The sequence below is a fragment of the Veillonella sp. genome (genome assembly GCF_032470285.1).
In the GTDB taxonomy this organism is placed as follows: domain Bacteria; phylum Bacillota; class Negativicutes; order Veillonellales; family Veillonellaceae; genus Veillonella.
Genome location: NZ_JAWEKP010000002.1, coordinates 78,455 through 99,181, shown reverse-complemented (window position 1 = coordinate 99,181; position 20,727 = coordinate 78,455). Strand labels below are relative to the sequence as shown.

Annotated in this window: 24 protein-coding genes; 23 read left to right on the top strand and 1 reads right to left on the bottom strand. The window is 41.1% G+C overall.

Going from position 1 to position 20,727, the window contains the following annotated elements:
* Positions 1-101 precede the first annotated feature (101 nt).
* The 3 genes from E7B10_RS03010 to E7B10_RS03000 all read left to right on the top strand — a co-directional run bounded on the left by E7B10_RS03010 (position 102) and on the right by E7B10_RS03000 (position 3,657).
* A complete protein-coding gene (locus E7B10_RS03010; protein ID WP_287510614.1) occupies positions 102-1,139 on the top strand; it encodes a nicotinate-nucleotide--dimethylbenzimidazole phosphoribosyltransferase in 1,038 nt (345 codons plus the stop codon).
* A gap of 9 nt (positions 1,140-1,148) precedes the next feature.
* Entirely contained in the window at positions 1,149-2,462 is a 1,314-nt protein-coding gene (locus tag E7B10_RS03005; RefSeq protein ID WP_287510613.1) for a DUF389 domain-containing protein, read from the top strand.
* 361 nt (positions 2,463-2,823) lie between these two features.
* Entirely contained in the window at positions 2,824-3,657 is an 834-nt protein-coding gene (locus E7B10_RS03000) for a MetQ/NlpA family ABC transporter substrate-binding protein (protein ID WP_105098123.1), read from the top strand.
* A 203-nt stretch (positions 3,658-3,860) separates the two neighbouring features.
* Here the strand turns inward: E7B10_RS03000 and E7B10_RS02995 are convergent, their stop codons facing one another.
* Positions 3,861-4,751, bottom strand: a complete 891-nt coding sequence (locus tag E7B10_RS02995) for a PocR ligand-binding domain-containing protein (protein WP_316055475.1) — start codon at positions 4,749-4,751, stop codon at positions 3,861-3,863.
* Positions 4,752-5,245: 494 nt separating this feature from the next.
* On the opposite strand from E7B10_RS02995, the gene pduB (E7B10_RS02990) reads away from it, so the two are divergent.
* The 20 genes from pduB (E7B10_RS02990) (at position 5,246) to E7B10_RS02895 (ending at position 20,721) form a co-directional block, all read left to right on the top strand.
* Positions 5,246-5,986 (top strand): propanediol utilization microcompartment protein PduB, encoded by a 741-nt coding sequence (gene pduB / locus E7B10_RS02990; protein ID WP_215675903.1) that lies wholly within the window; start codon positions 5,246-5,248, stop codon positions 5,984-5,986.
* 21 nt (positions 5,987-6,007) lie between these two features.
* Positions 6,008-7,669, top strand: coding sequence for a propanediol/glycerol family dehydratase large subunit (locus tag E7B10_RS02985; protein ID WP_316055474.1), 1,662 nt, complete (start codon positions 6,008-6,010; stop codon positions 7,667-7,669).
* Between the two features lie 12 nt (positions 7,670-7,681).
* Positions 7,682-8,377, top strand: a complete 696-nt coding sequence (locus E7B10_RS02980; protein WP_043006225.1) for a propanediol/glycerol family dehydratase medium subunit — start codon at positions 7,682-7,684, stop codon at positions 8,375-8,377.
* Positions 8,378-8,388: 11 nt separating this feature from the next.
* Positions 8,389-8,925 carry a diol dehydratase small subunit gene (locus tag E7B10_RS02975; protein WP_316055473.1) on the top strand — a complete coding sequence of 179 codons (537 nt, stop codon included), beginning with the start codon at positions 8,389-8,391 and terminating at the stop codon, positions 8,923-8,925.
* An 18-nt stretch (positions 8,926-8,943) separates the two neighbouring features.
* Entirely contained in the window at positions 8,944-10,770 is a 1,827-nt protein-coding gene (locus E7B10_RS02970) for a diol dehydratase reactivase subunit alpha (protein WP_316055472.1), read from the top strand.
* On the top strand, positions 10,770-11,141 hold the full coding sequence (locus E7B10_RS02965) for a glycerol dehydratase reactivase beta/small subunit family protein (protein ID WP_316055471.1): 372 nt from the start codon (positions 10,770-10,772) through the stop codon (positions 11,139-11,141). The genes E7B10_RS02970 and E7B10_RS02965 overlap by 1 nt, the downstream gene beginning before the upstream one ends.
* A gap of 27 nt (positions 11,142-11,168) precedes the next feature.
* Positions 11,169-12,224: a cob(I)yrinic acid a,c-diamide adenosyltransferase gene (locus tag E7B10_RS02960; RefSeq protein ID WP_287510601.1), complete on the top strand. Its 1,056-nt coding sequence runs from the start codon at positions 11,169-11,171 to the stop codon at positions 12,222-12,224.
* A 10-nt stretch (positions 12,225-12,234) separates the two neighbouring features.
* Positions 12,235-12,957, top strand: coding sequence for an MIP/aquaporin family protein (locus E7B10_RS02955; RefSeq protein WP_287510599.1), 723 nt, complete (start codon positions 12,235-12,237; stop codon positions 12,955-12,957).
* A gap of 80 nt (positions 12,958-13,037) precedes the next feature.
* Positions 13,038-13,400: an ethanolamine utilization microcompartment protein EutS gene (gene eutS, locus E7B10_RS02950; RefSeq protein ID WP_008602338.1), complete on the top strand. Its 363-nt coding sequence runs from the start codon at positions 13,038-13,040 to the stop codon at positions 13,398-13,400.
* Positions 13,401-13,413: 13 nt separating this feature from the next.
* Positions 13,414-13,854, top strand: coding sequence for a EutP/PduV family microcompartment system protein (locus E7B10_RS02945; RefSeq protein ID WP_129823408.1), 441 nt, complete (start codon positions 13,414-13,416; stop codon positions 13,852-13,854).
* An 18-nt stretch (positions 13,855-13,872) separates the two neighbouring features.
* On the top strand, positions 13,873-14,880 hold the full coding sequence (locus E7B10_RS02940) for a nicotinate-nucleotide--dimethylbenzimidazole phosphoribosyltransferase (protein ID WP_119208955.1): 1,008 nt from the start codon (positions 13,873-13,875) through the stop codon (positions 14,878-14,880).
* A 44-nt stretch (positions 14,881-14,924) separates the two neighbouring features.
* A complete protein-coding gene (gene pduA, locus E7B10_RS02935; RefSeq protein WP_008602344.1) occupies positions 14,925-15,206 on the top strand; it encodes a propanediol utilization microcompartment protein PduA in 282 nt (93 codons plus the stop codon).
* Between the two features lie 2 nt (positions 15,207-15,208).
* Entirely contained in the window at positions 15,209-16,051 is an 843-nt protein-coding gene (pduB, locus tag E7B10_RS02930; RefSeq protein ID WP_316055470.1) for a propanediol utilization microcompartment protein PduB, read from the top strand.
* A gap of 139 nt (positions 16,052-16,190) precedes the next feature.
* Positions 16,191-16,634 carry a BMC domain-containing protein gene (locus E7B10_RS02925; protein WP_316055469.1) on the top strand — a complete coding sequence of 148 codons (444 nt, stop codon included), beginning with the start codon at positions 16,191-16,193 and terminating at the stop codon, positions 16,632-16,634.
* A 26-nt stretch (positions 16,635-16,660) separates the two neighbouring features.
* Positions 16,661-16,936 carry a propanediol utilization microcompartment protein PduA gene (gene pduA, locus E7B10_RS02920; protein WP_005385294.1) on the top strand — a complete coding sequence of 92 codons (276 nt, stop codon included), beginning with the start codon at positions 16,661-16,663 and terminating at the stop codon, positions 16,934-16,936.
* A gap of 6 nt (positions 16,937-16,942) precedes the next feature.
* Positions 16,943-17,563, top strand: coding sequence for a phosphate propanoyltransferase (pduL, locus tag E7B10_RS02915; protein WP_316055468.1), 621 nt, complete (start codon positions 16,943-16,945; stop codon positions 17,561-17,563).
* Positions 17,553-18,413, top strand: coding sequence for an ethanolamine utilization protein EutJ (gene eutJ / locus E7B10_RS02910; RefSeq protein WP_316055467.1), 861 nt, complete (start codon positions 17,553-17,555; stop codon positions 18,411-18,413). The genes pduL and eutJ overlap by 11 nt, the downstream gene beginning before the upstream one ends.
* A gap of 1 nt (position 18,414) precedes the next feature.
* On the top strand, positions 18,415-18,906 hold the full coding sequence (gene pduM, locus E7B10_RS02905) for a PduM family microcompartment protein (RefSeq protein WP_024066334.1): 492 nt from the start codon (positions 18,415-18,417) through the stop codon (positions 18,904-18,906).
* Positions 18,893-19,159: a EutN/CcmL family microcompartment protein gene (locus E7B10_RS02900; RefSeq protein WP_024066335.1), complete on the top strand. Its 267-nt coding sequence runs from the start codon at positions 18,893-18,895 to the stop codon at positions 19,157-19,159. Before pduM ends, E7B10_RS02900 begins: the two co-directional genes overlap by 14 nt.
* Positions 19,160-19,290: 131 nt before the next feature.
* Positions 19,291-20,721, top strand: a complete 1,431-nt coding sequence (locus E7B10_RS02895) for an aldehyde dehydrogenase EutE (protein WP_316055466.1) — start codon at positions 19,291-19,293, stop codon at positions 20,719-20,721.
* The last annotated feature ends 6 nt before the right edge of the window (positions 20,722-20,727 follow it).

Genomic DNA, 20,727 nt, shown 5'->3' with positions numbered 1-20,727 from the left:
GTCACATTACTAGATATATAATTTATGCTATACTTTCAGATAGAATAATATCGAATTAATAGAAGGCTAGTTGGTACATTAGGTGCGGATTAGAGAATAAAATGAAAGATAAGTCAGTATTACCGATAGAGAAACAATTAAATAAATTTCTCCAACCAAAATGCCTCATCCCAGGTGGTCTTGGTTTATGGGAAATATATTTTCGTAAGATTTGCGCGGCTTGGGGTGAGATTAATGGCGAAATTCGACCACAGCATATCATATTTTCTGCCGATAATGGTTGTAATATGGAAGGCTATGTTGGGTATAACTACGAGGTGACGCAAAAGCAATCCCGTAATATGCTCTTAGGTCGCTCGTCAGCCACACAATTTTGTAACTTTAATAATATTCCTTATGAGGTCGTGGATGTAGGCATTGCCTCAGATGATGGTATCGGCGTTAATCGCAAAGTAGCGAAGGGAACAAAGAATATTTTGCACCATGCTGCCATGACTGACGATGAATTTAATAGAGCCTTTCAAGCTGGCTATGAACGGGTTCAGTATTATGTAGAACAAGGAATCAATCTGTTCTCCTTTGGTGAAATGGGTTTAGGGAATACGACAACCTCTGCGTGTGTGTTGTCTGCATTGACGGGGGCTGATCCGACGGAAACCGTGGGCCCTGGTTCCTGGCCTGACAAACCAGATTTGATGAAGCGTAAAATTGACTTTGTCCGTTCTGTATTAGATATACATAAGGAGCGTATTATTGCTGAAAGTGAGACTCACCGAGTTCGTAAAATTGTAGCCCATGTAGGGGGCTTTGATATTGCCGCTATTCTTGGAGCCATGCTAGCTTGTGCAGATTTTGAAAAGCCCTTTGTTATTGACGGTTTTATTACAGCTGTAGCAGCTGCTTGTGCAGCACATATAAACGCTCGTGTTGTGGACTATGCGTTACCATCGCATCAGTCTAAAGAAAAAGGCACGGAACTGGCTTTGGCTGAGGTGGGGATTACACAAGATATGGTTCCTATTCAAGCCCACATGTCGATGGGAGAAGGTACAGGTGCCATCTTGATGGTTCAAATGTTAAAAACCACACAATACATGTTTGTAAATGTGGGGACCTTTGCAGATTTGATGAAATTATGAGGTAGAAGAATGGAACTAAATAAATACTTTGATATACATTTTGAACGAGCCGATGATGCAACTATTGCTAAAAGGTTGATAGGTGGGGCTAAGGTTAAGGGTCCTGCTTTGGTTATCCTGATCCTCTCCATGTTTATTGCCTCTATTGGGTTGAATATGAATAGTACAGCCGTTATTATTGGTGCTATGCTTATATCGCCGTTGATGGGACCGATTCTAGCAACTGGCTTTGGCTTCGCTACGCTTAATTTTACAGTTGTGAAAAGTGCTATTTTAAGATTGTCCTTACAGATTACGATTGCTGTTTTGGCATCTGCTTTATATTTTTATATTTCTCCCGTTCAGGCGGCTACATCTGAACTATTAGCACGTACAGAACCGAATATTTTTGATGTATTCATTGCTATATTTGGTGGGTTAGCTGGGATTATTGGGCAAACGCGTAAGACCTTAGATAATGTTATACCAGGTGTTGCGATTGCGACTGCACTTATGCCACCACTATGTACGGCAGGATATGGACTGGCTAATGGAAATTGGCAATATTTCATTGGGGCTGGCTATCTATTCTTTATAAATGCATTTTTCATCTTCTTTGCAGCTTTTATTGTTTTAAAGGGTGTATATAGTTTGCCATTCCATAAACAAGCAGAAGAGGTTAATCGTCGTAACCAGCTAATATTTCTCCTGATTGGTCTTATTATGGCTATACCAAGTATTTATGCAGGCTATGATATGACCATCAAGTATTCTGAGTCAAATCATATGGAGCAGTTTATTAAGAATGATATTAATCAAGAGGGACGTCGACAAGTAATTGATTATTCATTGGATCAAACGAATAAGCTAGTAGACATAGTAGTTATAGGCGCTCCTGTGACTTCAGAGGAGCAAGCCAAGTTGGATGACAAGTTACAGAAAGATGAGTACTTGCAGCCTTATACATTACGATTTGTTACTAGCGTAGATGAGAAAAAATCTACTACGGATAAGGTGAACTCGAATAAATCTTCAGAGAATCTTGAAAAATATAAAAACTTGAGTAATCTGTACCAGCCGACTTATGAACTAGTAAGTGAAACTATAAATACTATGAAAACGGCAGATGCTGAAGCAAAGGCGTTATTCCCGTTTGTAAGCAAAGTAGAAGGCATGCCTTTGATAGATAATCTAGAAGAGCCTAAAGCGAGTCGCTATATGGTGATCATCCATACCACATCCGCTGTATCTGATGCAGATTCAGGACGAATAAAAGCTTGGTTAGAGGCTAAATTATCAGCACCTGTAACTATTTCTGTGGAGCAAACAAAGTCAACTTTATAATTTGATTTTGATTAGGTTATTTATTATATAAAGCGATATGTATAACGGTACTAAGTTTGATTGTACCTATTAGGTATATTACCTAGTAGTACGGGGAATCATCTTAGTACCGTTTTTATGTACTTGGCATAGCTAAATGTAATTACTCTTATCTTGCTATAGATTAAAGTTATATTATTACATATGTAAAATCTATTATACGAGTAGGAATTAAATTGCTATACTTACTACATCGAAATTATTAAATAATTAAATGTAGATACAAGATAAGAAGAATAGATTTATTACAATGTCTACGAATGTTGTATACGTATGAGTCCTCGTCAGAGATGTAGGTTTTCATCGTAGATAGGAGGATTACATGAAAAAATGGTTAGCATTAGCAGCGACGGCCGTACTGGGTGCGTCCTTATTGATTAGTGGTTGTGGTTCTTCCACAAATAACGCAAGCTCCAGTGGTGCTGGCAGCTCTAAAGCAGAGGTATTAAAAGTAGCAGCAAACCCTGTACCGCATGCGGAAATTTTGAATCAAATTAAACCTTTATTGGCTAAAGAAGGTGTAGATCTTCAAGTTATTGAGTTTACAGATTACATCCAACCAAATATGGCATTGTCTAGTAAAGAAGTAGATGCAAACTTCTTCGCTAACGTACCTTACCAAAATAACTTCAATAAAGATCATGGTACAAACTTCGTAAGCTTCGCACCAGTTCACATTGAACCATTGGCTATCTACTCTCAAAAAATTAAAGATTTGAAAGACTTGCCAAATGGCGCAAAAGTAGCAATTCCATCTGATCCAACAAACAGTGCTCGTGCACTTCTCTTGTTGCAAAGTGCGGGTCTTGTAACTTTGAAAGATCCAACTGGTTTGACTAACACACCATTTGATGTGACTAGCAACCCTAAAAACATCCAAATTACTGAGTTAGAAGCAGCTCAAATTCCTCGTTCCATCCAAGATTTAGACGCAGCTGTAATCAATGCCAACTATGCATTGCCAGCCGGCCTTAATCCTACAAAAGATGGCTTATTCGTAGAAAAAGCTGACTCTCCATATGCAAATCTTCTTTCCGTTAACCCTGGTGATGAAAACAAACCAGCTATCCAAAAATTAGCTAAAGCATTACAATCCCCAGAAGTTAAGAAATTCATTGAAGAACACTACAAAGGTGCAATCATCCCAGCGTTCTAATCAAATGAATGGTTAATAACATAGTGTATTTCACAAAACATCTCCTCAGATTAACTCTCTAATACAAAAAAGGCGTAACACCGTTTGGTGTTACGTCTTTTTGTTATTTTATCTGCTGCGTAGAAATTGATTTATACATTGATAAAGGGCTCTATTTTCAATATAGAGCCCTTTATCTTTGCTAGTTATAGCTTTGTTTTGGATTATGCATCAATAGGTTTAGCATATTTTTTTCTGTACGAATGTGGTGTTTCGGTGGTAGCTAGCTTGAATATTTTACAGAAGTAGCTTGTTCTGTTATAGCCTAATGTTTTGCTAATCTGATTAACTGTTAGTTGGGAATATACCAATAGTTTTTTTGCTTCTTGGATGCGCAATAGTGTTATATATTGAACTACTGAAAGTCCCGTATCATCTTTAAAAATCTTGGAGAAATAAGACTCACTTAAATGAATATGTTCAGAAATCCGCCTGAGCGACACTCGTTTGCTCAGGTTTTTTTCTATGTACAAGATAGCTTTTCTGATTTCAGGACGACTAATAGGCTGCTCAGACTCGACAAAGTCTGGTAATTGCTCATATGGTAGTTCTTCTGCTACTGAATCATTGAATGGGAAGAAATGCTCTACCAAGATCCGTAACACCTTTGTAGCACTGTAAATTTGTTCTGCTGTAAGAACTGGTAATGCCTGATATAGTGCACGAAGCTTAGTGTCTTCGTGCCAATCTGTCTGAGTAGGTAAAATCGGCTTGATTGTAGTATCCTCTGTTTTAGTTTGCTCTGCCATGATAAAGCCTAAAATAGCTCCCTCTTTCATAACGGGAACAGAGAAATCTATGAGTCCCATGTGACAACGATAAGGACACGATGATAGTTCTTTTGTAGCATCGAGTCCGCTATATAAATCACATTGATTACATCGCTTGGCATAAGCTGGATTACGCCTTACTACCTTACAGAAGGGGGAAAAGTTATATTCTTGAGATAACACTTTACCGCGATTATTGACAAAAATGGCCGCAATTTTTGTTATGTTTGTGAAATCTCGCATGATTTCGTTGATAAGTTTTGTATCTTCCCGAGTACAAATCATAGTGAAACCTCCAATCACAAATGTGCTAAGAGGTCTAGTAAGCTCACCGCTATAATCGCCTTAATTGCTCTCTATTTTGTGGGCTTGCTCATAAACCTAAGAAAAGAAAAAAGTGATATACCACTTGAAATTCATATACTTATAACTCTGCGTTATTACTCATATAAATTCTTCTATATATGTATGAGTATAACAGGATTGTGGCATTTTTGTAATAGAAAAATCGCATTTTACGAATACACATAAAAAAGTTGTATGACAGAATTTTTATAATATTTTATAATAAAGGTAGAAAAACCCTTATATTACATATATTTGGAAAGGATTGAGCCCAATGGACAGTGATTGAATAGCGAGGCATGCTCTATAAAATTATATGGTGTACAGGGGATATTGCTGTATATATATGAAAAATAAATGAAACGATAAAAAGCGATATAAGGCGACTTAAAACAATAACAGGAGAATGGCATAACATACAGCAACATACATTCCTGTACAAAGATACTTTCATTACACGTATGGAGGGCATTATGGTGACAACATGTGGATTAACTGAATTTGTAGGGACTAGTAAAACTGGTGATACTATAGGTCTCGTAATTGCTAATGTAGATCAACAAGTATTAGATGCAATGCAATTGAAGAAAAAATATCGTTCTATCGGTATTTTAGGGGCTCGTACTGGTGCAGGTCCTCATATTATGGCAGCTGACGAAGCAGTAAAAGCGACAAATACTGAAATCGTTAGCATTGAATTACCTCGCGATACTAAAGGTGGCGCAGGTCACGGTTCTCTTATCATCTTTGGTGGTGATGATGTATCCGATGTTAAACGCGCTATTGAAGTGGCATTAGCCGAAGTGGAACGCACCTTTGGCGATGTATACGCAAACGATGCTGGTCATCTTGAATTACAATATACCGCACGCGCTAGCCATGCAGTAAATGCAGCATTTGGTGCTCCTGAAGGTAAAGCCTTTGGCCTTATTGTAGGTGCTCCAGCAGCTATTGGTGTAGTTATGGCCGATGTAGCTGTTAAATCTGCTAACGTAGATGTAATCGGTTATGCATCTCCTTCTGCAGGCACAAGCAATTCTAACGAAGTTATTTTACAGATTTCTGGTGATTCAGGGGCTGTGCGACAAGCGGTTATTTCTGCTCGTGAAGTAGGTAAAAAACTGCTAGGTACGATGGGTGACGAACCAGTGAACGGAGCCCCTTCCTATATCTAATCTGAAAGGATGGTATGCCCTATGAAATCAAAACGTTTCGAAGTCTTAAGTCAACGTCCTGTCAATCAGGATGGTTATGTAAAGGAATGGGTAGAGGAAGGTTTTATAGCCATGGAATCTCCTCAAGATCCAAAGCCTAGCCTCAAAATCGAAGGTGGTCGCATCGTTGAACTCGATGGTAAACGCCGCGAAGATTTTGATCTTATCGATACATTTATTGCAAATTACGGTATCGTTCTCGATGGTGCTCAAGAAGCAATGGCAAAGGATTCAAAAGAGATTGCTAATATGATGCTTACACCATCAGTACCTCGTGAAGAAATCGTTAAGATTTGTAAATCTATTACTCCAGCGAAAATGTTGGAAGTTGTTTCTTCTATGAACGTTGTTGAAATGATGCAATGTATGCAAAAAATGCGTGCTCGTCGTACAATGGCTAACCAAGCCCATGTAACGAACGTAAACGATAATCCAGTGCAAATCGCGGCCGATGCTGCGGAAGGTGCACTTCGTGGGTTCGCAGAAGAAGAAACAACAGTAGCCGTTGCTCGTTACGCACCACTTAATGCGATTAGCTTACTCGTAGGCTCTCAATGTGGTCGACCAGGCGTATTGACTCAATGTTCCTTGGAAGAAGCGACAGAGTTGGAACTTGGTATGCGTGGCTTCACAGCATATGCAGAAACTATTTCCGTATATGGTACAGAAGACGTATTTACCGATGGTGATGACACACCTTGGTCTAAAGGATTCCTCGCATCTGCTTATGCATCTCGTGGTCTTAAAATGCGCTTTACTTCTGGTACAGGCTCTGAAGTACAAATGGGCCAAGCAGAAGGCAAATCCATGTTGTATCTTGAAATCCGCTGCCTATATATTACAAAAGGCGCTGGCGTGCAAGGTATCCAAAATGGTTCTGTAAGCTGTATCGGTATTCCAGCAGCCGTACCTTCTGGTATCCGCGCTGTATTAGCAGAAAACCTTGTAGCAGCTATGCTCGATCTAGAATGTGCATCTAGTAATGACCAAACATTCAGTCATTCTGATTTGCGTAGAACAGCTCGTACATTGATGCAATTTGCACCTGGTACTGACTTCATTTGCTCTGGTTATAGCTCTACACCAAACTATGACAATATGTTTGCTGGTTCTAACTGGGATGCAGAAGACTATGATGACTGGACAGTTATCCAACGTGACCTCAAGGTAAATGGTGGTCTTATTCCTGCTCGTGAAGAAGAAGTAGTAGCGGTTCGTAATAAAGCGGCTCGTGCACTTCAAGCCTTGTTCAAAGCATTAGGTTTGCCTCCGATTACAGATCAAGAGGTAGAGGCTGCTACCTATGCAAATGGCTCTAAAGATATGCCTCCTCGCGACAAGGTTGCAGATATTAAAGCGGCTCAAGACTTGTTGAACCGCGGTGTTACAGGTGTTGACTTTGTAAAAGGCTTAGCTAAGGAAGGTCATCCTGATGTAGCACAAAGTGTTTTGAATCTATTGAAGCAAAAAATTACCGGCGATTACTTACAAACATCGGCCATCTTTGACCGTGATTTCAACGTTATCTCCGCTATTAACAATAGAAATGACTATCAAGGTGTTGGCACAGGGTATCGTGTGGACGGTGAAGATTGGGAACGCATTAAAGATATTCCAAACGCCATTGATCCACGGGATATATAAGGAGGTGTCATGATGGCTGAAATTAACAGAGATGTATTACGTTCTATTATCCTAGACGTTTTACAAGAAATGGGTGGTGTTCATGAAGCACCACAATTCAAGGCTAGTGCTGGTAAAAGCACAACACCAAGTGCGGCACCTAGACATGAAGATCCAACTGGTGACGATAGCTGGCTCCAAACTGGTGGCCCTGCACAACCTGGTACAAGCGCAGATGAAGTGGTTATTGCTGTTGGCCCTGCCTTTGGTCGTAGTCAACGACAAACTATCGTTGGTGTACCGCATCAAGAAGTGATTCGCCAATTAGTAGCTGGTATCGAAGAAGAAGGTTTAAAAGCTCGTGTGATCCGCGTATACCGTTCCTCTGACGTAGCGGCCGTAGCCGTTGAAGGCGATTCTATTTCTGGATCTGGTGTATGCATCGGTATTCAATCTAAAGGTACTACTTTGATTCACCAACGGGACTTACAACCACTTTCAAACTTGGAATTATTCCCTCAAGCACCTCTATTAACAGCTGAAACATACCGCGCTATCGGTAAAAATGCTGCTAAATATGCTAAGGGCGAATCCCCAACACCAGTACCAACATTGAACGATCAAATGGCTCGTCCAAAATATCAAGCATTATCTGCATTGCTTCATATCAAGGAAACTAAGCATGTAGTAAAAGGTAAGCCAGCTGATGAAGTTCGTGTCACTGTATAAGGAGGTTTACTATGGCTAACGAATTAGAAGCCTTAATTCGGCAAATCGTATCTGAAATAGACGGGGCAAAGAGAAATACCACACAATACTCTGCGCCTCATACATCCTCTACACCTAATACAACAGTTGTAGATAGGGTGGTTACCATCGAGGATTATCCGATTGCTAAAAAACATCCAGAATGGATTGATCTTGGTCAAGGCCGAGATTTAAGCCATATTACGATGGATAACGTAATGGCCGGACATATTACAATGGACGATTTAAAAATTTCTCCATCTATTTTGAAAGCTCAAGGTCAAATTGCTAAGGCTGGGGGCCGTGATCAAATTGAACTCAATTTCTCCCGCGCCGCAGAAATGACGAAAGTTAGCGATAAACGCTTACTTGAAATGTATAATGCACTTCGTCCATATCGTTCTTCTAAACAAGAACTGTTAGATATTGCTAGCGAACTTGATGGTTTAGGGGCTCCAATTTGTGCAAACTTTGTACGAGAAGCTGCAGAAAATTACGAACGTCGTAAAAAACTTAAAGGTGATAATTAACCTATAGGAGATGTCATTATGAAACGAATTGTTGGCATCGATATCGGAAACTCTACAACAGAAGCGGCCTTGGCCGAAATTCATAGTAATGGAGAGGTAAAGTTCTTATCTTCTGCCATCGCTAGTACCACTGGTATTAAAGGAACACGCGAAAATATCGTAGGTCTCATGGATGCCCTCAAGTTGCTAATTAGGTCTGCTAATCTTACACTACGAGACATTGACTTAGTTCGCATTAATGAGGCTACACCAGTTATCGGCGATGTGGCCATGGAAACGATTACAGAAACCATAATTACGGAATCTACCATGATAGGGCACAACCCTAAAACACCAGGTGGCTTAGGTCTTGGTGTAGGGTATACCGTTCCCATTGAGCAACTAATTGATAAGCCACAAGGTCAGCCATACATCGTGGTAGCTCCAAAGATTATCGATTTTGAATTGATAGCACAGCTGATTAATGCATATTGCAAACGAGGTTATGATATTCGAGCTGCTATCCTTCAAGCCGATGACGGCGTACTCGTTAACAATCGATTGGATCATAAAATTCCTATCGTAGATGAGGTTGCGTATATCGATAAAATCCCAATGGGCATGCTTTCTGCCGTAGAGGTTGTAGAACCGGGGCAAGTGGTATCACAATTATCAAATCCTTATGGGATTGCCACTGTATTTGAGCTTTCACCAGAGGAAACAAAGAATATTGTACCTATCGCTAGAGCTCTTATCGGAAATCGCTCAGCTGTAGTCATCAAAACACCGGCAGGGGACGTTAAGGAGCGGGTAATACCGGCAGGATCCATCATTGTTATGGGGAATGATCGAACTGTATCCGTCGATGTATCTGCTGGGGCAGAGAGAATTATGGAAACCCTCGAATCTGTTCATCCTATCGATGATATCAGTGGTGAAGCAGGTACGAACGTAGGTGGCATGCTTGAAAAGGTTCGCCTTACAATGGCTCAATTGACGAATAAATCCCCGCAAGATGTATTCATCCAAGACTTGCTAGCCGTAGATGTAGCTGTTCCTATCAATGTAAAGGGTGGCCTTGCAGGTGAGTTCTCTATGGAACAAGCCGTAGGCATTGCCTCCATGGTTAAGTCAGATCATCTACAAATGGAAATCATTGCAAAGCAGGTAGAAAAAGAGCTAGGCGTACCAGTTGAAATCGGTGGTGAAGAGGCTGAATCAGCTATCTTAGGCGCTTTGACTACACCGGGGACAGCAAAACCAATGGCCATACTCGATCTAGGGGCAGGCTCAACTGATGCATCCATCATTAACCAAGAAGGAAAAATTAAAGCCATTCATCTTGCAGGAGCAGGAAATATGGTAACAATGCTTATCAACTCCGAACTTGGTTTAGAGGATATGCATATTGCTGAGGCCATTAAGAGAGATCCATTAGCTCAGGTACTTAGCGTATATCACATTCGTCATGAAGATGGAACCGTACAGTTCTTTAATGAACCGCTGTCGGCTACATTGTTTGGCCGCGTTGTTATCGTCACTCCTGATGGACTTGTTCCAGTAGAACGAGATATTCCTTTAGAAACGATTAAACGTGTCCGCCAAACTGCAAAGAAACGAGTATTTGTTACAAATTCACTCCGTGCCTTAGCATCTGTCAGTCCTACTCATAATGTGCGAGATATACCATTCGTAGTTATTGTAGGTGGCTCTGCATTAGACTTTGAAATTCCTCAACTCGTAACCGATGCACTTTCACAATATGCATTAGTAGCGGGGCGAGGCAATATTCGAGGTGTTGAAGGGGCACGTAATGCTGTTGCAACAGGACTTGTCCTTTCCTATTCACGGAAGGGAGGCCTATGATGGATCAAAGCATCATCAGTAAGCCAACCATCTTGCTCTATACTACACCGTATATCGGTGAGGATGTATTAAAGCCTGTTTTATATGGCATTGAGGAGGAAGGACTGCCCGTGGTAATCGAGGCCCATAGTGGTACTCATATGGATTTGGCTGATTTAGCATCTCGAAACTCAGCTTTGTCAGTAGGTATTGGTGTTGATGAGCAGGCTATTGTATTGACCTATAAAAATATACCAGCTCATCAGTTTATCTATCAACTTACGGGCTATGCTCAATATCCAGATAGCTTGCGCACATTAGGTGTCAATGCAGCTCGCCTTGTAAAAGGTAATCCATTCGCTTCTGATGAACGATTGGAAGTGGCCTTTTAAACACAATGAAATTGAGAGGTGGTGCATATGGCTATTTATACGAAAACCGGTGATGCAGGTACAACGGCTCTCTTTGATGGCACTAGAGTACCTAAGAATTCACTTCGTGTGGACACATATGGAACCTTTGATGAATTAAATGCACAGGTTAGTGTTTGTGAGAAATTAGTTATTTCACAGGACAATAAACATGTGCTTCACACATTACAACATCAGCTATTCCGCTTATGTGCGGAGGTAGCAACACCTCATGTTGAACATCTTAGTGAAAGTAGTAATTTGATTTCACAACAAGATATAAGCGAATTGGAATACATGATCGATGACTATACGAAGCGTTTGCCACAGCAACATAGCTTTATATTAAGCGGTAATTACTTATCTGCCGCAGAGCTTCATGTAGCGCGCACTATATGTCGTCGAGGGGAACGATTACTCATTAGTTTAGGTGAGGTAGAACCAATTCGCGATGAGGTTCGAAAATTTATTAATCGATTATCTGATGCTCTTTATATCATGGCTCGCATGGAAGACTATGTGCAATTTGTAGAAACAATTGTAGAACGCGTAGCAGAACGTGTTAAGAACAATCATGCAGAAGTACTGGCAGAAACGAATCGGAGCCTATGGGATATGGGGCATACTATTGAAAATGGAGTTAGTTATATGGCAACTAGAACAAAGCTAGAACAGATTATGACAAAACTTTCACAAACAGCCTTGGACTATGCTCAGTCCATAGGCGTACCTATTGTTGTATCTATTGTGGATGCAAAAGGTGTATTAATGTATTTCCATCGTATGTCAGATGCATTGCTCATCAGCAACGATATCGCACAGGCAAAGGCGTACACAGCAGTGGCTCTCAAAGCGGCAACTCATGAAGTACATCAAAGTGCACAGCCTGATGGCGATCTATTCAACATTGAATCCATGGTAAATCGTAAAATCTGCACTTTTGGTGGCGGTTATCCTATCATCATCGACGGAGAAATTGTCGGTGGGTTTGGTATTAGCGGTGGTACTGTGGCTGAAGATATGGACATTGCATCTCATGCATTACAATCTTTGTTAACTCGATGAGGTGAAAACAATGGAATTAACGCAAATGTATATTAGTGAGTTTGTTGGTACTGCCGTTTTACTTGCATTTGGTAACAGTACAAATGCATCGATTTTATTAAAGAAAACCATCGTTAGTATCTATGGTACTAACTGGTTACACATTATTTTTGGATGGGCCTTTGCCGTAACCTTCGGTGTGTATATAGGAATTACACTAGGTGGGCCTGGTCATTTGAACCCTGCTGTTACCTTTGCTCTTGCTGTAGCAGGTGTCTTCCCATGGGAACAAGTGATTCCAATGGCTATCGCTCAAACTGCCGGCGCTTTTGTAGGTGCTACTATTGCAGCAGTATTCTATTATCCGCACTTCAAGGAAACAGGCCCTGATGAAGGTAACTGCGTAGGCATCTTCGCGCCTGGTCCAGCTATTGACCATAAACCTTGCAATTTGATGTCTGAAATCATTGCTACCTTTATGCTCATTCTAGCAACCCTTTGCTTGGGCAAGATGGCAGATGGCTTAGCTCCAGTGGTTAGCGGTATCCTCATTGCATCCATCGGTATGTCCTTTGGTGCAACTACAGGTTATGCGTTAAATCCAGCTCGTGACTTCGGTCCTCGCCTGGCATATACTATTTTGCCTATTCCTAATAAGGGAACGGCGAATTGGCAATATGCATGGGTTCCATTTATTGGTCCATTGATTGGGGCTGGTTTAGCAGTAGTATTTTTTAAATTAGTGGCACCTTAAGAGAAATCTATATTGAGCGACTAGCATGTATAGTCCGTGTCACTATATGAACTGTACATTTTGTATTAGGAGGAGATTATATGGCCTTTCAAGAGGTAATTGATGCTAAACAACGCATCATCCAAGAATTTGTACCCGGAAAGCAGGTTACTATAGCCCATGTTATTGCTAATCCTAAGCCCGATTTGTTTAGAAAAATGGGGCTTGAGGAAAAAGGCCGCAATGCCATTGGAATTCTTACAATCACACCTGGCGAAGGGACCATTATTGCAGCCGATATAGCAAGTAAGTCTGGTGACATTGAAATTGGTTTCATCGACAGATTTTCGGGGGCACTTCTCATAACGGGAGATGTATCTGCTGTTGAATCCGCATTGCAGAGCGTTATTGAAGGCTTGCAACGCATATTAGGATTCTTCCCAACGGATTTAACAAGATCCTAATGAAAGGGTAATTATGAGTACCGAAAAGAAAGAAAAACGCATCCTTCTCGTAGGGCGCAGCGGATGTGGTAAGACCACATTGGCAGATACGATTACTCATGGCTCTGCAACGTATCATAAGACACAAGCCATAACGAGAGTGGGAAACTTTATCGATACCCCTGGAGAATATATGGAGAATCCTAATTACTATCGAGGCATTATCTTGCACGCCTATGATGCGGACGTAGTGATTTTCATGATTCCTGCAGGTGATGAAACAACCATATTCCCACCAAACTTTGGAAACTCCTTAAATCGCGAGGTTATAGGGGTTGTATCAAAGGTGGATACGGGTAAAGATGTTGAGGCGCCTCGGCGCAATCTTAAACTAGCGGGAGCCACTAATATTTTTGAAATATCAGTTCACGACGAAGAGTCGTTAAAACAATTATGTAACTACATATACGGTTAGTTGAAAGAAGGTTTTTCCATGGACAAAGTGTTTGAAGAACAACTTAATCAATTTATTTTAAATAAGGCGATCATTCCAAAAAGCTTGGGTCTATGGGAACGATATTTCAAAAAAATGTGTCTCGCTTGGCAAGATATGAAACCTGAGATTCAGGCTCAGCATATTATCTTTTCTGCAGATAATGGTATTTCCGTAGATGGTCTAATCGGTTATAACTATGAGATTACTCGTAAACAGTCTCAGAATATGATTGATGGTAAAAGTGCAGTTGCTAATTACTGTATCTTTAACCATATTCCTTATGAAGTGGTAGATGTAGGCATTGCTTATCCACAAGGTATTGGAGTCAATCGAAAGGTAGCTCAAGGCACAAAGAATATATTAGATGGTGCTGCTATGAGTGATGAAGAGTTTGACCTAGCATACCAAGCTGGATATAACCGAGTTGTTTACTATGCAGAATCGGGTATCAATCTATTTTCCTTTGGCGAAATGGGTGTTGGTAATACAACTACTTCAGCAGCTGTTCTGAGTGGTCTTACAAAACTAGACCCACGGATAACTGTAGGTCCTGGATCTGGCCCTGATGAAGAGGCGTACATGAATCAAAAAAGAGAGTTTGTACGTACTGCACTATCTCATCATAAGGGACACTTAAATAGTCCTAAAGAGGTAATTAGCCGCGTAGGAGGCTTTGATATAGCCGCTATTACAGGTGCTATGGTAGCTTGTACAGACTTACATATCCCATTTGTAATCGATGGATATATTACAGCCGTTGCCATGGCTTGTGCTACTCAAATGAATGGAGACGCTCCATTATACGGTATTCCATCTCATTATTCTCGCGAGGTAGGGATGGCCGCAGCATTGGCTTATGCAAATATTCGTCTTGATGAAGTTCCAATCCATGGACAAATGGCGTTAGGTGAAGGTACTGGTGCTGTACTCATGGTACAACTACTTAAAACAGCGCACTTTGCCTTTATGAATATAGGTACTATGGTGGAACTATTAGAAAAATAAATTTGTAATCTTTATTCTATGTTTTGTAAAAGGAGAGAAAACAGATGACACAAGAAGCATTAGGTATGGTGGAAACTAAGGGTCTAGTAGGCGCTATTGAAGCAGCTGATGCAATGCTTAAAGCAGCTAATGTGGAACTCGTAGGCAATGAAAAAATTGGCTCTGGTCTCGTTACTGTTATGGTTCGTGGTGATGTAGGTGCTGTAAAAGCTGCTGTAGACGCAGGTGCAGCTGCTGCAGAACGGGTAGGTGTTGTTATCTCTACTCATGTAATTCCAAGACCACATAAAGATGTAGAAGGTATTTTACCAACAAAGGGTGAATAATTATGGCCGATACTAAAAGTATGGTAGATGAGATTTTAAAGCGCGTATTGATGCGTATCGATAGTGCTGATTTAAGCACAACTTCAGGTGCGACTAGTAATGCATCATGTGCTTCGGCACCTGTAAGTTCACCTGCTGTAAGTCAACTACAAACTTCTATGATTACTGAGCACGTAGGTAGCACTACAACAGGCGATACAATTGGTCTCGTAATTGCCAATGTAGACAGTCAAGTATTGGAAGCTATGAAGCTCACTAAGTCATATCGATCCATCGGTATCTTAGGTTCACGTACAGGTGCAGGGCCGCAAATTATGGCCGCTGATGAAGCTGTAAAAGCAACGAATACAGAGATTGTTAGCATTGAACTGGCCCGTGATATGAAAGGTGGCGCTGGTTCTGGTTCCCTTATCATATTTGGTGGTGATGACGTATCCGATGTAAGACGTTCTGTGGAAGTAGCATTACGTGAATTAGAACGCACCTTTGGCGAAGTATATATGAATGACGCAGGCCATGTGGAGATCCAATATACAGCGCGTGCAGGAGAAGCCTTAGTCACTGCTTTTGGGACACCAGAAGGTACAGCCTTTGGGTTATTAGTAGGTGCCCCAGCAGCAATAGGTGTAGTTATGGCAGATACAGCAGTTAAATCAGCTAATGTAGATGTGGTAGATTATCAGTCTCCATCGAGCTCAGATATGTCAAATGAAGTTGTTTTACTAATTTCTGGTGACTCTGGCGCTGTTAAACAAGCTGTAAAAGCAGCACGTGATGTGGGGTTAGCGTTACTAGAAACTATGGGAGAAAGACCTAAAAACAAAGGTAATGCTTACATCATCTAATGAATGATATTTTGACTCAAGAACCAGAGTTAAAATATTTGATTCGTCAAATGTTAGTAGATATGCAACGTAGCTAACATTATAGGAATGCATGAATCCTAGGTGCGAATTAGCAAAGGAATAAACGTCGGGAGGTGGCATGGTGAAAGATTCACTAGGGTTACTAGAAGTAGCTGGTTTGCTGGGGGCTATCACCGCATCAGATGCAATGGTTAAAGCTGCAAATGTACGGCTCATGGGAATAGAAAAGGCGAGAGGTCTTGGCTGGATGACCGTAAAGGTAACTGGTGATGTGGCAGCTGTTGAAGCAGCTGTTCAAACAGGTGTGGCGATTACAAAAGGTATGAACTTGTATGTAGCTCACAAAGTAATTCCTCGACCTGCAGAAGGCTTAGTAGAATCCTTTAATGATGATTTTACAGATAAGCCGGCTAAGGTAGCTGATGAAACAGAGAAACCCCAATTAGATGAAAAGGTTGTTGAGGTATTAGATGAGATAGTATCTAAGATCATAGAACCGAAAAGTTCTAAATCAACAGGTACAAAGAAAATAACACCAAAGAAAAACACTAAAAAGAAATAAAGTAGTAAATAATAAAGGAGATTATCATGAATAACGCATTAGGCATGGTAGAAACAAAAGGTTTAGTAGGCGCAATTGAAGCGGCTGACGCAATGGTAAAAGCAGCTAACGTTACATTAGAAGGTACTGAAAAAATCGGTTCCGGTCTTGTAACAGTAATGGTTCGCGGTGATGTAGGCGCTGTAAAAGCAGCTGTTGATGCAGGCTGTGCAGCAGCACAAAAAGTAGGTGAAGTAGTATCTACTCATGTAATTCCACGCCCTCATAGCGATGTAGAATTGATCTTACCTAAGAAAGGATAATAGCTTATGGATCGGGAACAGATTCGTGCTATCGTACGAGAAGTGATCGAAGCCATGTTCGAATCGTCCATTCCCGTAGGTGTGAGCAATAGACATGTCCATCTATGTCAGGAGGACTGGGATATATTATTCCCTGACCGGGCTATTACTAAAAAAAGTGACTTAAAACAAACTGGAGAATTTGCTTCAGAACAAACGGTTACTTTAGTGGGGCCTAAAGGGGTCATTCAAAACGTCCGCGTATTAGGTCCTCTTAGAAAACAGTCACAAGTAGAGGTATCTTTGACCGATGCTCGTACATTGGGTATAAAACCTCCTATTGTGCTATCTGGTCATTTAGAATCAGCCGTAGAGATTACTCTATGTACTGAAAATGGGGAAATTACAAAACCTATTTGCATCGTTGCAAAACGACATATTCATATGTCACCTGATGATGCAAAACGGCTTAATGTAAACGATGGCGATAGCGTTAATGTTGAACTTCAAACGCCAGAGCGCACCACTGTATTTGGTGATGTCATCGTTCGAGCCGTACCCGGTTTTGTCCTAGAACTCCATATTGATACAGATGAGGCAAACGCTGCCAATGTACAAGGTACAGTGATGGCGAGAATTGTACAGTAAAGTAGGTGATATGATGAAAGGTTTGAAAAAGGCAAATAATACCTTGCAAGAGTTCTCTGATCTTGTAGAGTCCAAACAAGTGAGCTCTCATAATCAAAAGAATTTACGCGTAGGCATTGACCTTGGTACATCATCTATTGTCCTATCCGTAGTAAACGATAAAGGTAAACCTATATATGGTGCTTTTGAATACAACGAATCTATTCGAGATGGCCTTGTAGTTGACTATGTGGGAGCTGTTACAATTACGAGAGCTTTAAAGGCTAAGGCGGAAGCCGCCTTATGCACAGAGCTTGTATATGCCGCAGCAGCTGTTCCACCTGGAACGATAGGCAAGAATAAAGAGGTAGTAGGTCATGTTCTTGAAAGTGCCGGTTTTGAAGTAACCTGCATTTTAGACGAGCCTACCGCTGCTGCTAATGTGCTCGGAATCACCGATGGCGCTGTTATCGACGTCGGAGGTGGTACTACGGGCATAAGCATTTTAAAAGATGGCCGAGTTGTATATACCGTAGATGAGCCTACAGGAGGCACCCATATGAATCTTGTTATTAGCGGGGCCTATGGCATCTCTATTCCTGAAGCGGAAGCTTATAAGCGCAATGAAGCGAATAAACGCGATGTATATGCAACCATACGGCCTGTGGTTGAAAAAATGGCAGCTATTTCTAAGCGTGCGTTACAAGAGGGTGGCTATGAAAAGGGGACTCCTATTGTTGTTGTAGGTGGTGCTTCTAATTTTGAGGAGTTTACAAAAACTTTCAGTCAATATATAGGATTATCCGTAGATAAGCCATTATACCCAGAGTTTGTAACGCCCTTAGGGATTGCCATGGGAAGTGAGCATTAATATGGATGCATTAGTTAAACTGGTGCTAGAACGCCTAGAAAAGCGCATGACATCCACTGCTACTTTTATGGTCACAGAGTGCAATAGCTATGATGAGCATATATTGTTGCAGAACCAACTCATTTCTTTCGCTGGTATAGATTATGGTCATTTACGAGAGTTAATGTGCGATACATTGGTGCCTTGGGTTGCCTATTTACATCGTGCATTAGCGTATGACTGTGAGGTGACGATACACCTAGCAGTTCCTGTAACCTCGTTGATGAATCCATCAGTCATTCTAGATTGGCCTATCAAATTTCTAGATAAATTTGGTCGTCCTATATATGCCAGTCATCAAGCGTGGATAACGACCTCTTTTGTTAGATCTTGTGAAAGTCAGTCTATTATCGTCATATATAGGGGACAACGGTTCACCATGGCTGCTCGAGATGAAATCGAGCGCTTAGGTATCACAATAATTGAAGGGAACGAGAAGTATGCAAGTCGGTAAAGTTGTGGGTAGTATCGTATCTACTCAAAAGCATGAATCTCTAAAGGGAATGAAACTGATGATGGTAGATATTCTCGATGGAGAACAAGAGTTGACGGGGCGCATAGAAATCGCCGTCGATACAGTATGTGCTGGTGAAGGTGAATATGTGCTTCTAACTCGAGGCTCATCGGCACGGCATATTTTCGAAGATGATAAAGGCACCGCAGTAGATTGCGCTATTGTGGGTATTATTGATAGTTTTGAAAAATAATTGTATAGGAAATAGCTGGTGCCAGAGTTAAACCTAGTTATTGTGTCACATCATGAATGTATCCTTGATTGTGGACACCGTTAGTTGACATGGTCATTGCATCAGCAATGCAACCTATATGGAGGTTCATGATGGAAAACAATACACAGTTGAAAGAAATGATCCGCTCCATGGTTATAGATATATTACAGGGGCAAAAGCAAGAAATGGCCTCATCACAACCTATTAAACAAGCGCCTAGAGGTCAAGTTGAGCCAGGTGTGTTTGATACGGTTGATGAAGCAATTCAAGCTGCAAAAGCAGCGCAAGCACGCTTTGAAGATTGTACCTTGGCAACCCGTGAAAAGGTAATAGCAGACATCCGTGCTGCTATGCGTCCACGAGTGCAAGAGTTGGCTCAGAAAACCGTTGACGAAACGGGGATGGGTCGCGTTGCGGATAAAGTACTAAAATTAAACCTTACACTAAATAAAACACCGGGCGTAGAAGACCTTGTTACAGAGTGTGAAACTGGTGATAATGGTATGACATTATATGAATTATCAGCCTATGGTGTCATCGGTGCTATAACGCCAAGTACGAATCCGGCAGAAACATTAATATGTAATTCCATCGGTATGCTGGCGGCCGGAAATGCTATATTCTTTAGCGTTCATCCAGGCGCCAAGAATTTGAGTCGAGAGCTTGTTAGTGAGCTCAATCAAGTTATTGCTAAATCGATTGGCATTGAAAACCTTATTGTTACACTTCGAGAGCCATCTATTGAGTCTGCTCAAGAGATGATGCTACATCCAGATGTGAGCCTATTAGTTGTTACTGGAGGTCCTGGCGTAGTAAAACAAGCGCTTCAAAGTGGTAAAAAGGTTATCGGTGCTGGTGCAGGCAATCCACCGGCCTTTGTAGATGAAACGGCAGATATTAAAAAGGCCGCTCAAGATATTGTTCTCGGCGCTAGTCTAGATAATAATATTCTATGTATCGCTGAAAAGAGCGTTGTAGCCATGCGTCAAATTGAGCCACAGCTAGTTCAAGAAATGGTAAAAGCAGGTTGTATTCTCGTTGAAAATCAACAGGATATTCAACGCCTAGTCGATTTAACAGTGTTGCCGAATGGGACACCAAATAAAAAATTTGTCGGTAAAAATGCAAGCGTTATTCTTGATGCAGCTCACATTCCGTACAACGGTGATCCACGGTTAATTATCTTGCGAACTCCAAAAGACCATCCATTTGCAGTAATTGAAATGTTAATGCCTATTCTACCTGTTATAACCGTAGATAGCTTTGAGGAAGGCCTAAATGTATGCTTGATGTTAGAAGCTGGTTTACATCATACGGCAACGATGCATTCCTTAAATATGGAACGCCTCAATCAGATGGCACGTAAAATGAAAACATCTATTTTTGTTAAGAATGGTCCATCTTATGCTGGCCTTGGTTTTAGTGGAGAAGGAACAACGACCTTTACTATTGCTACACCAACAGGGGAATCTACTACATCTGCTCGATGCTTTGCTCGTCGCCGTAGATGTTGCTTAACAACGGGCTTTAATATTCGATAGGTGGTG

Coding starts and splice junctions, on each gene's coding strand:
- E7B10_RS03010 (WP_287510614.1), top strand. CDS start 102: ATGAAAGATAAGTCAGTATTACCGATAGAGAAACAATTAAATAAATTT.
- E7B10_RS03005 (WP_287510613.1), top strand. CDS start 1,149: ATGGAACTAAATAAATACTTTGATATACATTTTGAACGAGCCGATGAT.
- E7B10_RS03000 (WP_105098123.1), top strand. CDS start 2,824: ATGAAAAAATGGTTAGCATTAGCAGCGACGGCCGTACTGGGTGCGTCC.
- E7B10_RS02995 (WP_316055475.1), bottom strand. CDS start 4,751: ATGATTTGTACTCGGGAAGATACAAAACTTATCAACGAAATCATGCGA.
- E7B10_RS02985 (WP_316055474.1), top strand. CDS start 6,008: ATGAAATCAAAACGTTTCGAAGTCTTAAGTCAACGTCCTGTCAATCAG.
- E7B10_RS02980 (WP_043006225.1), top strand. CDS start 7,682: ATGGCTGAAATTAACAGAGATGTATTACGTTCTATTATCCTAGACGTT.
- E7B10_RS02975 (WP_316055473.1), top strand. CDS start 8,389: ATGGCTAACGAATTAGAAGCCTTAATTCGGCAAATCGTATCTGAAATA.
- E7B10_RS02970 (WP_316055472.1), top strand. CDS start 8,944: ATGAAACGAATTGTTGGCATCGATATCGGAAACTCTACAACAGAAGCG.
- E7B10_RS02965 (WP_316055471.1), top strand. CDS start 10,770: ATGGATCAAAGCATCATCAGTAAGCCAACCATCTTGCTCTATACTACA.
- E7B10_RS02960 (WP_287510601.1), top strand. CDS start 11,169: ATGGCTATTTATACGAAAACCGGTGATGCAGGTACAACGGCTCTCTTT.
- E7B10_RS02955 (WP_287510599.1), top strand. CDS start 12,235: ATGGAATTAACGCAAATGTATATTAGTGAGTTTGTTGGTACTGCCGTT.
- eutS (WP_008602338.1), top strand. CDS start 13,038: ATGGCCTTTCAAGAGGTAATTGATGCTAAACAACGCATCATCCAAGAA.
- E7B10_RS02945 (WP_129823408.1), top strand. CDS start 13,414: ATGAGTACCGAAAAGAAAGAAAAACGCATCCTTCTCGTAGGGCGCAGC.
- E7B10_RS02940 (WP_119208955.1), top strand. CDS start 13,873: ATGGACAAAGTGTTTGAAGAACAACTTAATCAATTTATTTTAAATAAG.
- pduA (WP_008602344.1), top strand. CDS start 14,925: ATGACACAAGAAGCATTAGGTATGGTGGAAACTAAGGGTCTAGTAGGC.
- pduB (WP_316055470.1), top strand. CDS start 15,209: ATGGCCGATACTAAAAGTATGGTAGATGAGATTTTAAAGCGCGTATTG.
- E7B10_RS02925 (WP_316055469.1), top strand. CDS start 16,191: ATGGTGAAAGATTCACTAGGGTTACTAGAAGTAGCTGGTTTGCTGGGG.
- pduA (WP_005385294.1), top strand. CDS start 16,661: ATGAATAACGCATTAGGCATGGTAGAAACAAAAGGTTTAGTAGGCGCA.
- pduL (WP_316055468.1), top strand. CDS start 16,943: ATGGATCGGGAACAGATTCGTGCTATCGTACGAGAAGTGATCGAAGCC.
- pduM (WP_024066334.1), top strand. CDS start 18,415: ATGGATGCATTAGTTAAACTGGTGCTAGAACGCCTAGAAAAGCGCATG.
- E7B10_RS02900 (WP_024066335.1), top strand. CDS start 18,893: ATGCAAGTCGGTAAAGTTGTGGGTAGTATCGTATCTACTCAAAAGCAT.
- E7B10_RS02895 (WP_316055466.1), top strand. CDS start 19,291: ATGGAAAACAATACACAGTTGAAAGAAATGATCCGCTCCATGGTTATA.